Annotated in this window: 14 protein-coding genes and 1 pseudogene; 7 read left to right on the forward strand and 8 right to left on the reverse strand. The window is 66.7% G+C overall.

Going from position 1 to position 13602, the window contains the following annotated elements:
- Window positions 1-7: 7 nt before the first annotated feature.
- Window positions 8-493: a hypothetical protein gene (locus tag AC3ERS_RS35565; protein ID WP_431972546.1), complete on the reverse strand. Its 486-nt coding sequence runs from the start codon at window positions 491-493 to the stop codon at window positions 8-10.
- A gap of 501 nt (window positions 494-994) precedes the next feature.
- Between AC3ERS_RS35565 and AC3ERS_RS35570 the strand changes: the two genes are divergently transcribed.
- Together AC3ERS_RS35570 and AC3ERS_RS35575 are read left to right on the forward strand one after the other, a co-directional pair.
- On the forward strand, window positions 995-1639 hold the full coding sequence (locus AC3ERS_RS35570; protein ID WP_431972547.1) for an SDR family NAD(P)-dependent oxidoreductase: 645 nt from the start codon (window positions 995-997) through the stop codon (window positions 1637-1639).
- A 199-nt stretch (window positions 1640-1838) separates the two neighbouring features.
- Window positions 1839-2507, forward strand: a complete 669-nt coding sequence (locus tag AC3ERS_RS35575; RefSeq protein WP_431972548.1) for a hypothetical protein — start codon at window positions 1839-1841, stop codon at window positions 2505-2507.
- Between the two features lie 357 nt (window positions 2508-2864).
- Here AC3ERS_RS35575 and AC3ERS_RS35580 read toward each other — a convergent pair whose 3' ends face one another.
- Window positions 2865-3851, reverse strand: a complete 987-nt coding sequence (locus AC3ERS_RS35580) for a helix-turn-helix transcriptional regulator (protein WP_431972549.1) — start codon at window positions 3849-3851, stop codon at window positions 2865-2867.
- Between the two features lie 108 nt (window positions 3852-3959).
- On the opposite strand from AC3ERS_RS35580, the gene AC3ERS_RS35585 reads away from it, so the two are divergent.
- Entirely contained in the window at window positions 3960-4427 is a 468-nt protein-coding gene (locus tag AC3ERS_RS35585) for a VOC family protein (RefSeq protein ID WP_431972550.1), read from the forward strand.
- Window positions 4428-4504: 77 nt separating this feature from the next.
- Window positions 4505-5545 (forward strand): aldo/keto reductase, encoded by a 1041-nt coding sequence (locus AC3ERS_RS35590; RefSeq protein WP_431972551.1) that lies wholly within the window; start codon window positions 4505-4507, stop codon window positions 5543-5545.
- Window positions 5546-5605: 60 nt separating this feature from the next.
- Here the strand turns inward: AC3ERS_RS35590 and AC3ERS_RS35595 are convergent.
- From AC3ERS_RS35595 to AC3ERS_RS35610, 4 genes and pseudogenes are all read right to left on the reverse strand, one after another.
- Window positions 5606-5671, reverse strand: a pseudogene (locus AC3ERS_RS35595) (hypothetical protein); the annotation flags it as partial.
- Window positions 5672-5684: 13 nt separating this feature from the next.
- Entirely contained in the window at window positions 5685-5879 is a 195-nt protein-coding gene (locus tag AC3ERS_RS35600) for an FAD-dependent oxidoreductase (RefSeq protein ID WP_431972552.1), read from the reverse strand.
- Between the two features lie 51 nt (window positions 5880-5930).
- The gene (glpK, locus tag AC3ERS_RS35605) at window positions 5931-7451 is read right to left on the reverse strand and encodes a glycerol kinase GlpK (RefSeq protein WP_431972553.1); all 1521 of its coding nucleotides are present in this window, start codon (window positions 7449-7451) and stop codon (window positions 5931-5933) included.
- A 36-nt stretch (window positions 7452-7487) separates the two neighbouring features.
- A complete protein-coding gene (locus tag AC3ERS_RS35610) occupies window positions 7488-8303 on the reverse strand; it encodes an MIP/aquaporin family protein (RefSeq protein WP_431972554.1) in 816 nt (271 codons plus the stop codon).
- 258 nt (window positions 8304-8561) lie between these two features.
- On the opposite strand from AC3ERS_RS35610, the gene AC3ERS_RS35615 reads away from it, so the two are divergent.
- Both AC3ERS_RS35615 and glpK (AC3ERS_RS35620) read left to right on the forward strand, forming a co-directional pair.
- Window positions 8562-9326 (forward strand): IclR family transcriptional regulator, encoded by a 765-nt coding sequence (locus tag AC3ERS_RS35615; RefSeq protein ID WP_431972555.1) that lies wholly within the window; start codon window positions 8562-8564, stop codon window positions 9324-9326.
- A 48-nt stretch (window positions 9327-9374) separates the two neighbouring features.
- Window positions 9375-10889: a glycerol kinase GlpK gene (gene glpK, locus AC3ERS_RS35620; protein WP_431972556.1), complete on the forward strand. Its 1515-nt coding sequence runs from the start codon at window positions 9375-9377 to the stop codon at window positions 10887-10889.
- A 247-nt stretch (window positions 10890-11136) separates the two neighbouring features.
- On the opposite strand, the gene AC3ERS_RS35625 is transcribed toward glpK (AC3ERS_RS35620), so the two are convergent.
- On the reverse strand, window positions 11137-12117 hold the full coding sequence (locus tag AC3ERS_RS35625; RefSeq protein ID WP_431972557.1) for a zinc-dependent alcohol dehydrogenase family protein: 981 nt from the start codon (window positions 12115-12117) through the stop codon (window positions 11137-11139).
- Between the two features lie 86 nt (window positions 12118-12203).
- On the opposite strand from AC3ERS_RS35625, the gene AC3ERS_RS35630 reads away from it, so the two are divergent.
- Window positions 12204-12560 carry a winged helix-turn-helix transcriptional regulator gene (locus AC3ERS_RS35630; protein ID WP_431972558.1) on the forward strand — a complete coding sequence of 119 codons (357 nt, stop codon included), beginning with the start codon at window positions 12204-12206 and terminating at the stop codon, window positions 12558-12560.
- A 201-nt stretch (window positions 12561-12761) separates the two neighbouring features.
- Here AC3ERS_RS35630 and ligD read toward each other — a convergent pair whose 3' ends face one another.
- A complete protein-coding gene (ligD, locus tag AC3ERS_RS35635; protein ID WP_431972559.1) occupies window positions 12762-13046 on the reverse strand; it encodes a non-homologous end-joining DNA ligase LigD in 285 nt (94 codons plus the stop codon).
- Between the last annotated feature and the right edge of the window lie 556 nt (window positions 13047-13602).

Genomic DNA, 13602 nt, shown 5'->3' on the forward strand with positions numbered 1-13602 from the left:
CGGCTGGTCACCGGGACGTGAGCGCCACTGTGACACCCAGTGTCACCAGAGCGAGAATCTGCGTTGCGGCCGCCGAGATCAAGAGCTGCGTTTTGGTCGCGGTACCTTGGCGGAGGGTTCGTATCGCTTCCAGGTTGCAGCGCGCAACGATGTTGCGGGCATCGACCTCATGATCCTTCCACTGCGTGCTGAGCATCTTCTCCATCGTCACAATGGAGACCGACTTCGAGCGCCAACTCAGGCCAGCTGAGATGGCGAGTGCCGCGGAGACCAGTAGTAGCGAGAGCGCGACGACGAGAGCGAGTTTGGCCGAACTCGACAGAGGGTTGTCCTTTCCGATTAATAGTGACACCACTGCCAGAACGACAGTGACGATTGCGGTGCTACCGGTCGCGGCGCTCGTTGCGCGGGTGTTGAGCAGATCGCGTCGGTCATGTTCGTTCTTGAGTTCCGCGAGGACCAATGCTGCGTACTCTTTGCCCTGGTCGCTCACCTCGAACGTCCATTTCCTTTGCTGCTACCAGTTTCTCGGGCAGGCGGGTGCATCACTGTTCCTCATCGGCCTTGTTCGAGAACGACGCTCCACGGCCTACCGGTGGTATCTCTCCACGGATGGTCGTGTCGAAGTCGAGCCAACTGTGGTCGGGGGCATCGCGAGGCGCATCGCCGCCCCCGGCGTCCTCGGCGGCGGTCGTAGTGGAATCAGCGGGGTCAGGCATCGGCGACTAGCCTCCTAAAGGCGTTGGCCCGGAAGCCGAATTATATTCGGACGCAACGATTCCCTGCGAAAAAGCAATATATTGGGGGATAGATCGGGCCGGAGCCGAGTACCGTTCGGTATCTTTGGCCACGTTTCGCCGACAGAGGAACTGGTGGCGACGTCGGCCGAAGTTAACGCCACCAGTTCCTGTGATCAATTGTCCAGCTGTGCATCTCGCACGTCGCCAGCCAAGCTCACGATAGTGCCGCTGGGCGCGTCAACCCGCTGCGGTAGGTGTGGCGACGCACCGCAGTCATCATTCGTGGATATTGCCTACAGGTTCGTCTGATGCGGCCACCGGTTCGGACGCGGCCACCTGTTCATCATGCGATCGATGTGTTCATCGCAGGTGCTGGCCTGCCAGCGGGCGGGCCAGTGCTGGACTTCAGCGTTGCCGATCTGGACGAGGCCATCGCAGTGAATCTGCGTGCACCGATCGTGATGGCTCGGGAGGTGGCCGAATCGATGCGGGCGAGGCGAAATGGCCACATCGTCTTCCTCGGATCCATCGGCGGCCGCGTCACATCCGGCGACACCGCCGTCTACAACGCGACGAAGTTCGGCCTTCGGGGATTCGCCCTCGGCATGCGCGAAGACCTGCGTGGCAGTGGAGTCGGGGTGTCCCTGGTCGAGCCGGGATTCGTGCGCGAGGCCGGGATGTTCGCCGACAGCGGCGTGCGTCTACCGCCCGGGTTCCGCACATCGTCTCCACAGCAGGTCGCCGATGCGGTGATCCGCGCGATTCAGCGCGATATCGCCGAAATCGTGGTCGCCCCCTTCGAGCTACGCATCGGCGTCGCCCTCGGCAGCCTTGCACCGATGCTGAATTCTCGTGTTCAACGCATGCTCGGCGTCAGACTCGACAGCACAGCCACATGATGAGAGCAGCGGCTCTCGTCCCTGCTGGGACGAGGAGCGGAATGACATGTTGAGATTGCGGTGGCGCAACGGTTCTACGCGCGCACGATTGCAAACCCTTGTCGACCGCCTCGACGAGGCTCTGCCCGAAGATTGGACGGCCGAGTAGCTCTTCACATCTGTCGAGCGACTTCGGGGCCGACGTATCGTGCGTTTGCCGATGCCGTCGGAGGCGCCGGTGGGGTTGTGCGGGATGTGGCTGGCGTGCAGTGGTTATGACGTCTTCCGCTTCAATGTCGGCATGACGGATATCGACGCGGCCGCAGCCCGGCCCTCGGCGGAGTGGTTGGAAGCGTGCGTCGGGGCGGATTCGGTATGGCGCCCGGCGGATCTTCCCGAGGGGTTGAGGCACGAGGAAAGCCGGAGGTTTCTCTCGACGATCGGGTACCCGGCGGTGTTCCTGAGTGCCGTCCGCTTTGACTCCTCGGACCTGCCTGCACAAGGTTTGTGGGAGGAGGACCCCGATGAGCTGTTCGGTCGCCGTGAGCCCGATGATGACTCTGCTCCGGTGAAGTACTGCTACGGACTTGGCGTCTACGGCAACGACTACACACTGATGCTCGATGGCGAGCTCGGTGTCGTGGACGTCTATGACCCGAGCGGGTGGGACCACGGTGCCGGCTACCGCGGCCGCGCCTTCGACTCGCTCGCCGAGTTGGCCGGGGCGGTGGGCATGTTGACCCGGTACCTCGCCCGGTTGGAGGAAGGTGAGGAACCGGCCACGGTCCTACGCGAGCTGAGCGAATCGGTGACGATGTCAGGCTGGGCGGACTCCGGTTTCTGGATCAGCGCGTTCGAGCACCTCGAGGACGAGTATGGGGTGGCCTGAAGGCGAGATGCTCACCGCCACAGCTGAACTCGGTGATCCGATACCTCGCCGGACCCTGGATGCGTCATCGCCACCCTGTGTGAGCTCGGACAGTGCTCCCGAGACGGATTCCGCAGGCATCAGATTGATTGGGCCACATTCGGCCAGCGCGACTCGATCAATCTGATGCACCGCACTTCAGGAACTGGCGAAGGCGTCCATGCCAACAGCTGAATGAGAGCGCCGATCCCACAGCGAAAGTGGACCCATCGATACCTCAACAACCTGTCAAATGACGTGATCCGATCTGCTGCAAGGCAAGGTAGGCGGCGAGGACCCCTGTCGGGCAATCGATCCGACTGTGTCTTTCCGACCAGGTTATGCGCTCACCTGCGCGGCCCGGTCTGCGCGACCGGATAGATCGGCGAAGGCGTCGCGTAGCGATTGCGGGGCCACCACCTCGATCTCGGTATCGAAGCGCGCCAGCGTCGCAGCGAGCGCCGCCCATGACCACGAACCGATCAGCAGTCTGGTTCGCCCTTGGTCGAGCGCCTCGACGACTCCATCGACGGCGAACGGAACAACTTGCGGGGCAGGCAGATGGAGGATCACCTCGCCGTTGCACGGCCAGACGTCGGCACCGGCAGAGCCTTTGAAGCGGGCGGAGAGGAAGGCTGCGACATCGCCGCCTGGTAGTTGCCGGGGTGAGAAGCGTGGGCCGTTGGGGATGCGGAGGGTCATCCGGTCCGCGCGGTAGGTCCGCCAGTCGGCACGCTCGGGGTCCCAGCCGATCAGGTACCAGCGCCCGTTCCGGACTATGAGGTGATGGGGTTGTATCCGGCGGAACGGGCGCGGATCGACCGCGTCAGAGGGGGTCGCCTCCGGGTAGTCGAACCGTACTTCCTCCGCGGAACGAATCGCGATACTCAGATCCACCAGGCTCTGAGTATCGACTTGGACGTCGGCCCCGGCCGCGGCGATCTCGAGCACATCGACTCGCTGCCGTAATCGGGAAGGCAGGACCTGTCGCACGGTCGCGAGGGCTCGCGCGGCGTTCTCTTCGATTCCCGCCCCGGTCCCAACCGCGATCCGCAATGCCACGGCGAGCGCGACGGCCTGCTCGTCGTCGAACAACAGCGGCGGGAGCTCACTGCCTGCCTCCAGCCGGTAGCCGCCCTCAGGGCCCTTGATCGCCTGAATGGGATAGCCGAGCTCGCGCAGGCGATCGACGTCGCGGCGCACTGTGCGTCCACTGACGTCGAGCCGCTCGGCGAGCAGACCCCCTGGCCAGTCCCTGCGGACCTGCAGCAAAGACAGCAGCGAGAGCAGGCGGCGAGAGGTCGCCGTCGAGGTCGATATCGGCATGGTTTCCAGATTGCCACGAGTAGAGGACAATCCCTGTCCTCTACCGGTGACAGTGTGGAATTCGTCGCCCACCGGCGGCGAAAACCACTCGAAGGGACATCAATCACCATGACGGTCAACACTGTTGCCCACCTGAACTTCCGCGGTCAGGCCCGCGCGGCCCTGGAGTTCTACCAGTCGGTGTTCGGGGGCCAGCTCACTCTCGCCACCTACGGAGACTTCGGGATGCCGACCGAACTGCCCGACGCCACCAAAGTGGTGTTCGGCCAGGTCGTCGCCGACAACGGGTTCCGGGTCATGGCCTACGACGTGCCCGGCCAGGACACCCCTGCGACCCCAGCCGCGCCCACCACCCGCCGCGAAAACGGCACCACCATCACCGAGGAACGGTTCTTCCTTTCGGTGCGCGGCGAAACCCTCGAGGAGGTCGGCGCACTGTGGGAACGCCTCGCCGAAGGCGCGACGATCATCGAGGCATTCGGCCCAGCTCAATGGGCGCCCGCTTTCGGGATGCTCAGTGATCGCTTCGGTGTCACCTGGATCCTCGACGTCGCAGCCGAATACGTCCCGGCCTAACGCTCTCTTCGGGGTGCGACCAGACCCGGTCGCACCCCGAAGGTCCAGGTCGCGAACAACCACACAGGAGACACCGCATGCGCACTCGCCCCCTCGGCCGCACCGGAATTCAGGTGAGCCCCTACGCATTGGGCACGATGAAGTTCGGGCGATTCGGCAACCCCGACCATGACGAGTGCGCACGCATCGTCCATCGGGCCCTCGACAGCGGCATCAACGTTATCGATACTGCCGACGTCTACGGCGGTGGTGACGGTGAGACCGAACAGATCGTCGGGAAGGCACTGCGCGGCCGTCGTGACGACGTCGTTCTCGCCACCAAGTTCAACGGTGCGATGGGCCCCGGACCCAACCATCGGGGCAACTCCCGCCGGTGGATCGTCTCGGCCGTCGAAGCGTCGCTGCGTCGGCTCGGTGTCGACCACATCGACCTCTACCAAATGCACCACCCCGACTCCGGCACGGACATCGAGGAAACCCTGAGCGCGCTGACCGATCTGCTGCGCGCAGGCAAGGTGCGGGCCGTCGGACACTCTAACCTCCCGGCCTCCGGCATCGTTGAAGGCCAATGGGTTTCCGAACGTCGTGGCCTGGCCAAGTTCCGCGCCGAACAGCCGCACTACTCGATCCTCAATCGAAGTGCCGAGCGCGAGATCTTCCCGATCTGTCAGCGCTATGGGTTGGGGACCTTGGTCTGGAGTCCGCTGTCGATGGGACTGCTCACCGGTCGCTACCGCAAGAGTGGCGGAGAGCAAGCATCGGCGGCCCTGATGCACTGGGTGCCACAACACATGAGCGACGAACGAAAACTCGACGCCGTCGAAGCGCTCATTCCCATCGCCGAACAGAGCGGACTGCCGCTGACTCACCTCGCACTCGCGTTCGTCATCGCCCACCCCGCGGTCACCACGGCGATCGTCGGACCGCGCACTGTCGAGCAGTTGGACGACCTACTCGCGGGAACCGGCACGCCCCTCGCCGACGACCTGTTGGACCGCATAGATGAGATCGTGCCGCCAGGAACCGACACCGGACCGATCGATGTGGCCTATGTACCGCCAGACCTCCAGCAGCCGAGCCTGCGCCGACGTACCGCCGAAGACCGTGGCGCCGCGTGATCGGGTGTACTCCTGGTAACGCAGGTGGGTGATTACAGCGCCGACCATGAGAAGCGCGAGACCGATTCCCGCAGACGGCACGAGCCACGTGGCATTTCCGAAGATACCCGGCAGAACCAGACCCAAGGCTGCTGCGACCTCACAAAACCGACGTCGGATTCGACGTCAGCTGCCGACTTGCCCGAAGCAGGGTCACAGTCAGGCCGCGGGAGGCGGCGTCGAGGGCGGCGCCCGCGCCCACCACGCCGCCACCGATGACGAGCACATCGCTCTCGGTGTCGCCGATTGAGTTCACCGCGCGGGCGCGGTACTGGGAGTCCAATCGTGCGGACACAGCGGTATCTCTCCTTGTTTCGGTGTTATTCGGGTAGGCCGACGTCGCCCCTCATTCGTCGACGTCGATCCAATCGAGGGTGCGGGAGACGGCCTTCTTCCAGCGCGCGTAGCCGCGCTCGCGCTGCTCGTCCGACCAGGTGGGAGTCCAGCGCTTGGCCTCGTTCCAGTTCTGTTCGAGCTCGTCGGTGTCGTTCCAGAACCCGACGGCGAGCCCCGCCGCGTAAGCGGCGCCCAGCGCGGTGGTCTCGGCGACTACCGGCCGCGACACCGGCACACCGAGGAAGTCGGCCTGCAACTGCATGCACAGCTCGTTGGCGGTGACGCCGCCGTCCACACGCAGCACGTCGAGCTTCACCCCGGAGTCGGCCTGCATGGCCTCGACGACGTCGCGGGACTGGTAGCAGATCGATTCCAGCGTCGCCCGCGCCACGTGGGCGTTGGTGCTGTAGCGCGACAGGCCGACGATGGCTCCGCGCGCGTCCGAGCGCCAGTACGGCGCGAACAGTCCCGAGAACGCCGGGACGAAGTACACCCCGCCGTTGTCCTCGGCCTGCCGGGCCAGGGATTCGCTCTGCGCCGCACCGGAGATGATGCCCAGCTGATCGCGCAGCCACTGCACCGCCGAGCCGGTCACCGCGATCGAACCCTCCAACGCGTACACCGGCTTGTCCGAGCCGAGCTGGTAGGCGACCGTGGTGAGCAGTCCGTGCTGCGACCGCACGATCTCGGTTCCGGTGTTCAGCAGCAGGAAGTTGCCGGTGCCGTAGGTGTTCTTGGCTTCGCCGGGACGGAAGCAGACCTGCCCCACCGTGGCCGCCTGCTGGTCGCCGAGCACACCCGACAGCGGCACCGCACCGCCGAACGGACCGTCGGCGCGGGTGGTCCCGAACAGCTCCGGGTTGGACGAGGGCGCGATGGCGGGCAGCATCGCGCGCCGGATGCCGAAGATCGACAGCAGCTCGTCGTCCCAGTCCAGCGTCTCCAAACTCATCAGCATGGTGCGGCTGGCATTGGTCGGATCGGTGACGTGTACCCCGCCGTCCACGCCGCCGGTGAGCTGCCACAGCAACCAGGTGTCGGTGGTGCCGAAGAGCGCGTCGCCACGCTCGGCGTCCTCGGCCACACCCGGAACGTTGTCCAGGATCCAGCGCAGCTTCCCGCCGGAGAAGTAGGTGGCCGGCGGCAGGCCCGACTTGCGCCGGATGGTGTCACCGTGCCCGGCCTTCTCCAGGTCGGAGGCGATGCGATCGGTGCGGGTGTCCTGCCACACGATGGCGTTGCAGTACGGCCGCCCGGTCTTGCGGTTCCACACCACCGTGGTCTCGCGCTGGTTGGTGACGCCGACCGCGGCCAGATCGCTCGCCACCAGATCGGCCTTGGTGAGGGTGCTCTGGATGACCGCGCGGGTGCGCTCCCAGATCTCGGTCGGGTTGTGCTCCACCCACCCCGGGCGCGGCAGGATCTGCTCGTGCTCGAGCTGGTGGCGGGCAACCTCGTTGCCGCTGTGGTCGAACACCATGAAGCGGGTGCTCGTGGTGCCTTGGTCGATGGCGCCGACGAACTTGGTCATCGCGGTCCTTTCGAGAAACTGCTGTCGGAAATGGACTCAGAACAGGAACTGGGCAGCGAGACCGGCGAGCGCGCCGCCGACCAGCGGGCCGAGCACCGGCACCCAGGCATAACCCCAGTCGGAGTTCTTGCGGCTCGGTTCGGCGCTGACGTCGGGCGACTCGACCGACGAGCGGGCGCCGACACCCACCGGAACCCGGGCCTCATCGGCCGGCACGGGCTGGCTGACCGGCAGGAGTGCGTGCGCGATGCGCGGACCGAGGTCGCGAGCCGGGTTGATGGCGTATCCGGTCGGGCCGCCGAGCGACGCGCCGATGCCGACGACGAGGAGCGCCGCCGCGACCGGGCCGAGTCCACTGGGGGTGTGTCCGAACGCGAGGATCACCAGGACCAGGGTGAACGTGCCGATCACCTCGGTGGCGAAGTTCCAGCGGAAGGCGCGGATCGCGGGGCCGGTGGCGAACACCGCGAGCTTCTTCTCCTCGTCGGTCTCCTCGTCGAAGTGGCGCTTGTAGGCCAGGTAGGCAACGGTCGCGCCGAGGAACGCGCCGCCCAGCTGACCGCTCAGATAGGCGAGCGTCGTGGCGCCCGAGATGGCGATACCGGAGGCGTACTCGTCGGCACCGCTGAACAGGATGCCGATGGTGACCGCAGGATTGAGGTGGCCGCCGGTCTTGTAGGCGACATAAACGCCGGCCAGCACCGCGAACCCCCATCCAAAGTTGATCAGTAGCCAGCCGCCGTCCTGTCCTTTGGACTTGGCCAGCAGTACGTTCGCGACCACACCGACCCCGAGCAGCAGCAGTACTCCTGTACCGAGTGCTTCGCTGAGGAAGATTGAGCCGAAGTTCATCGTTGAGCCTCCGTTTCGCCCCGCAGGTCGCGGGCGCGACCGTGCCGAACGGAAATTACGGGGGGATTTCCGAGTCGGACATAGCTCGTATTCGACAATGCCGAATGGCTCGGCTGGTTGCCAGACCGCGGCGCCACTACCGTCCGACACGCTAGGAGGATGTATGGCGCAGCTCACACTGGGTTTCAATGATGTAACCCAGGTATTACCGAAGATTCGACATTGTCGAATCGCCACTCGCCGGAGAGGTTTCCCGACATGCCAGGTCCGATCCAATCAATCGAGCGAGCGGCGGCCGTACTGCGGCTGCTGGCCCGTGGATCCGGTCGTCTCGGCATCGGCGACATCGCGGGTGCGCTCGATCTCGCCAAGCCGACCGCGCACGGCATTCTGCGCACGTTGCAGGGCGTCGGTTTCGTTGAGCAGGACCCGGCAACCGGCAAATACCAGCTCGGCGCCGCGCTGCTGCATCTGGGCACCAGCTATCTCGACGCAAACGAGCTGCGCTCCCGGGCGATCAACTGGGCCGACGCCCTTGCGGCGCGCACCGGAGAGTCGGTGCGGATCGGCGCCCCGATCGGCGGCGCGGTGGTGGTGGTCCACCACGTGTTCCGGCCGGACAACACCGAGCAGGCGCTCGAGCTCGGCGAACTCCTGCCCCCGCACGCGACTGCTCTGGGCAAGGTCCTGCTGGCCTACGACACCGACCTGGCCGCCACGGTACGCGGAAGCGAACTGGCTCCGCTCACACACCGCACTCTCGTCGACCGAGCCGCGTTGGCCAGGGCGCTGGCCGTGGTGCGGCAGGCCGGATGGGCAGGCGACACCGAGGAATTCCGATCGGGCGAGGCGGGTATCGCCGCGCCGATCCGAGCGCCCGGCGGTCTCGTGGTCGGCGCCATCGGCATCACCGGCCGGGTGGATCGACTGTGCGACGCACAGTTGCGGCACCGGCCGGCGCTGGTCGGTTACGTCCTCGACGCCGCACGGGCGGTCTCGAGGGATCTCGGTGCGCCGCACTGAGTTCCGGCGGGCCGGTGACTGGCGGACTTCGACTGAAGGCGGCCGCCGATGACGCAACGTTACGTGCTGTCCATCGATCAGGGCACTACCTCGACTCGCTGCATACTGTTCGACCAGCGCGCCCGCTTGGTCGGCGTCGGGCAGCGCCCGCACCAGCAGCACTATCCGCGCCCGGGATGGGCCGAGCAGGACGCGCTGGAGATCTGGCGCAACGTCGAGCGGATCGTGCCGCAGGCGATGCGGGATTCCGGCGTGGCCGCCAACCAGATCGTCGCGCTCGGCATCGCCAATCAGCGCGAGACCACCGTGGTGTGGGACCGCCGCACCGGGATGCCGATCGGGCGCGCCATCGTCTGGCAGGACGTGCGCACCGAGGAGTTGGTCGGCGAGCTGCGCGAACGTCCGGGTGCGGACCGGATCCGCGAGCTGTGCGGCCTGCCGCTGGCCACGTACTTCGCGGCGCCGCGGCTGCGGTGGATGCTGGACGCCGTCCCGGGTCTGCGCGAGCGCGCCGAGCGCGGCGAGGTGCTGTTCGGCACCATGGAGACGTGGCTGATCTGGAATCTCACCGGCGGGGTCGACGGCGGGCTGCACCTCACCGATGTCACCAACGCCAGCCGCACCTTGCTGATGAACCTCAGCACCCTCACGTGGGACGACGAACTGCTGGCGTTCTTCGGCATTCCCGCGGCGATGCTGCCGCGCATCCAGCGCTCCACCGCGTCCTACGGCGTGACCCGCCGGGTGGTGCCGGGCATCCCGATCGCCGCTGCGCTGGGCGACCAGCACGCCGCGCTGTTCGGCCAAACCTGTTTCGCGCGTGGGGAAACCAAGTGCACTTACGGCACCGGCGGGTTCCTCATGATGAACACCGGACGCGATCTGGTGCGGTCCGAGCACGGCCTGCTCACCACGATCGGCTACCAGATCGGCCCCGAGCCGGTGTACGCGCTGGAGGGACCGATCGCGGTCACCGGCTCGCTCGTGCAGTGGGTGCGGGACAACATCGGCCTGGTCACCAGCGCGCCGGAGATCGAAACGCTCGCGCGCACCGTCGAAGACAACGGCGGCTGCTATGTGGTGCCCGCGTTCTCCGGGCTGTATGCGCCGCATTGGCGCAGCGACGCCCGCGGCCTGATTGCCGGACTGACCTCCTACATCACCAAGGGGCACATCGCCCGCGCCGTGCTGGAGGCCACCGCGTGGCAGACCCGCGACGTGGTCGAGGCGATGAACGCCGACTCCGGCCTGCAGGCCGCCACTCTGCGCGTGGACGGCGGCATGACGTCGAACAACCTGCTCATGCAGATCGTGGCCGACGTACTCGACGTACCCGTCTTGCGCCCATTGGTCGCCGAGACCGTCTCGCTGGGTGCGGCGTATGCCGCCGGCCTCGCTGTCGGTTACTGGCCGGATCTGGAGGGACTGCGCAACAATTGGCGCCTTGCCGCCCAATGGCTTCCGCGAATGGACCCCGCGCATCGCGAGGACGAGTACGAGAAGTGGAGGCGCGCGGTGGAACTGACCTTCGGCTGGGTGCGATCGAAACCGCGTGCTCGGTAGAGGCGTGTCGTCCGCGGGCGCGCACCGCGGCGGGCTTGTGTCGGGCACCTGGGTCAGCGTCGCACTCATCCGGCTTCATGTGGGATGTGCGATGTGGACGCACGCGGTATGGCAGGAACGGCAGCTCCCTCGCGGGGAGCGGCTGCGCTGGTACGCCACGTGGTGCCACCCCGCGCGCACCGCCGCCCGAGGACGACATCGAGGCCGTCCGCCGCAAGGTCCGCGACTCGATCGCCGACTCCCGCACCTAGATCGTCACGACGATCTTCCCGGCGTACAGCCCCTTCTCGAAGTGGCGGTGCGCCTCGACCACCTCGTCGAGGGCGAACGTCTTGTCGACGACCGGCTGTAGCACGCCGAGGCGGACACCGGCGTTCAAGAACGCCGCCATACGCTTGACGACCACAGGGTCGAGGGTGTGTTCGAAACTTCGGTAGCCGTGGATCGTCAGCGGTGTGCCTGCCGGGAAGGATGCCGGCCGAGGGTCCAGGAAGCCGGCGGCGACCAGCGTTGCGCCCGGGCGGGCCGCCGCCAGGAGATCCAGCTGACCTGGGCCCGTGACGAGGTCGAGGACGATGTCGGCGCCGGTCCCGCCGGTGTGGTGGCGGACGGCTTCGGCGACGCCGATCCGGTCGGTGGCGACGACAGCGGCTGCGCCGGTGGCGAGCAGGTCGTCCTGTTTCGCGGCGTGCCGGGTGACGGCGATGGGCACGGCGCCGATCTGATTGGCGATCTGTATCGCCGCGCGGCCGACACCGCCGGACGCGGCGGTGATGAGGACATGGTCGCCGGGACGCATCCCCGCCTTCTCGACGAGCGCACCGTAGGCCGTGGAGTAGGCGACCCAGATCGCCGCCGCCTCCGCAACTCCGAGCCCGGCAGGCCGGGCGAGGACGCGGCTCGCGGGGACTGTGAGGTATTCGGCGTAGCTCCCCCGGACGCTCGCGTCCGGAACTGCCGTGAGAACGACCGGATCGCCAGCCTGCAACCCGGCGACCTCGGGGCCCACCGCGTCGATGACACCGGTTCCTTCCACGCCGAGGCGGGCGTGCGGCAGGGCGATCGGCGCCGGCGAGGCGCCCGAACGCATCATCTGGTCGAGCGGGTTGACGGCGAATGCCTCGATCCGGACCCGCAGCTCGCCGGCCGCGGGTTCGACGGCCGGCTCCTCGACGATGTGCATGACTTCCGGCCCACCGAACCGGTCGAAGACGACTACCTGTGGCATGGTGATTCCTCCGCATCTGGCGCTGAATTCGTTGCTCCGGAAAACGCTACGGAGCCGTGGGTTACCTCCTGGTACCTTCGAATTCCATGCAGGACATCGCCGGACCGGCTTTTCTCGCCGACTGCCCCACACGGCTGGCCGTCGAGATCCTCTCGGACAAATGGGCCGTGCTGGTGCTCTTCGGGCTCAGCCGACGGCCGCACAGACACGGTGAGCTCATCGGCCTCATCGGTGGTGGCATCTCACGCAAGGTCCTCACCCAGACGCTGCGCCGACTCCAGCAGTACGGTCTGATCGAGCGCCGTGCCGAAGCGCCACGCCGGGTGGTGTACAGCCTCACCGACCTCGGTCTGACCCTTGTCGAGCCCATCGATGTCTTGACGAACTGGGCGAGGGACAACGCCGGGGCCATCGTCGACTTCCAGGAGACGGCCCGGGGTTGATGCACACCGGGTTGTCCGTCTCCGGCCGCGTACCGCGGCAGACGCTGTCGCCCGCGCGGTCCGATGTCAGCGGCTCATTCTCCTCGACGGGCTCGCGCGCGGCGTTTGCCTCCGTGCATGGCCTGCACCTGGGCCACCGGGGTGGGGTGCCTCCTCGACCAGATCCAGGGGAAGCTGCTGCGGCGCAGGCATTTCCGATGATCAGGGATCGCTGTCACCGAGCAGGTCCGGCACGGTAAGCAGTGTGAAGTCGGCCGGTGTCACGTCGTCGAGGTCCGACCAGCGCAGCGGGATCGAGACGGTGACGCCCGGACAGATGCGGGGACTGTAGGCGGCGGCCACGGTGGCACCGCCGGCGCGGGTCGGGTCGAGGAAGACCTCGCCGTGATGGTCCTCCCGGATGAACGCCGTCGTACCCACCGACGGATCGATCCGCTCGGCCCGCGCCGCCACGGCCGCATCCACCGCATCGATCCCCGCCACCACCGCTAGGAGCCCTTCGTGCCCAACAGATTCCTCACCCCCGACGTCCTCGCGCGCCGCAGCCTGGCCAACCTCTAGGAACTCACCGTCCTGCTACCGCTGGTCTACCGCGACATCTCCAGCGACTTCGGCCCAAACGACGAACTCCCCACCGCGTCTTGACTGAAGGGGAGTCATTATCGGACGTTCCGCGCGGAGGTCAACGGCCCGAGATGGCCTCGGGCCGTTGATCTTCGGACTGTCGCATCTGGCCGCCAGCAGGGGTGCCGACAGCATCCTCGATTGCGAAATCCAGCTGGGGACTTCGAATATGCCGCTACTTGACCGAGTTGGCCAACTGATCGGCAGCGAGATGACTGCCAACGACCTCGAAACGCCTGGGTGATGGCTCATTACACAATCGAGCACCGAAAAGCCGCAGAGTAGCCGAGTCGGTCTCCGAGCAAGGGCCGCTGCACGGTCATCGTCGTGCAGCGGTGTGTTCGGTCGGCCTCGGATCGATACAGCCACCTGAAGGTCGCCTGCCCCGCGCCGGCCGGTTCGATCGGCGCGGTGTGCG

The organism is Nocardia sp. bgisy134, from assembly GCF_057708325.1.

Coding starts and splice junctions, on each gene's coding strand:
- AC3ERS_RS35630 (WP_431972558.1), top strand. CDS start 12,204: ATGCAGGACATCGCCGGACCGGCTTTTCTCGCCGACTGCCCCACACGG.
- AC3ERS_RS35580 (WP_431972549.1), bottom strand. CDS start 3,851: ATGCCGATATCGACCTCGACGGCGACCTCTCGCCGCCTGCTCTCGCTG.
- glpK (WP_431972553.1), bottom strand. CDS start 7,451: ATGACCAAGTTCGTCGGCGCCATCGACCAAGGCACCACGAGCACCCGC.
- AC3ERS_RS35575 (WP_431972548.1), top strand. CDS start 1,839: ATGCCGTCGGAGGCGCCGGTGGGGTTGTGCGGGATGTGGCTGGCGTGC.
- AC3ERS_RS35610 (WP_431972554.1), bottom strand. CDS start 8,303: ATGAACTTCGGCTCAATCTTCCTCAGCGAAGCACTCGGTACAGGAGTA.
- AC3ERS_RS35590 (WP_431972551.1), top strand. CDS start 4,505: ATGCGCACTCGCCCCCTCGGCCGCACCGGAATTCAGGTGAGCCCCTAC.
- AC3ERS_RS35615 (WP_431972555.1), top strand. CDS start 8,562: ATGCCAGGTCCGATCCAATCAATCGAGCGAGCGGCGGCCGTACTGCGG.
- AC3ERS_RS35625 (WP_431972557.1), bottom strand. CDS start 12,117: ATGCCACAGGTAGTCGTCTTCGACCGGTTCGGTGGGCCGGAAGTCATG.
- glpK (WP_431972556.1), top strand. CDS start 9,375: ATGACGCAACGTTACGTGCTGTCCATCGATCAGGGCACTACCTCGACT.
- AC3ERS_RS35585 (WP_431972550.1), top strand. CDS start 3,960: ATGACGGTCAACACTGTTGCCCACCTGAACTTCCGCGGTCAGGCCCGC.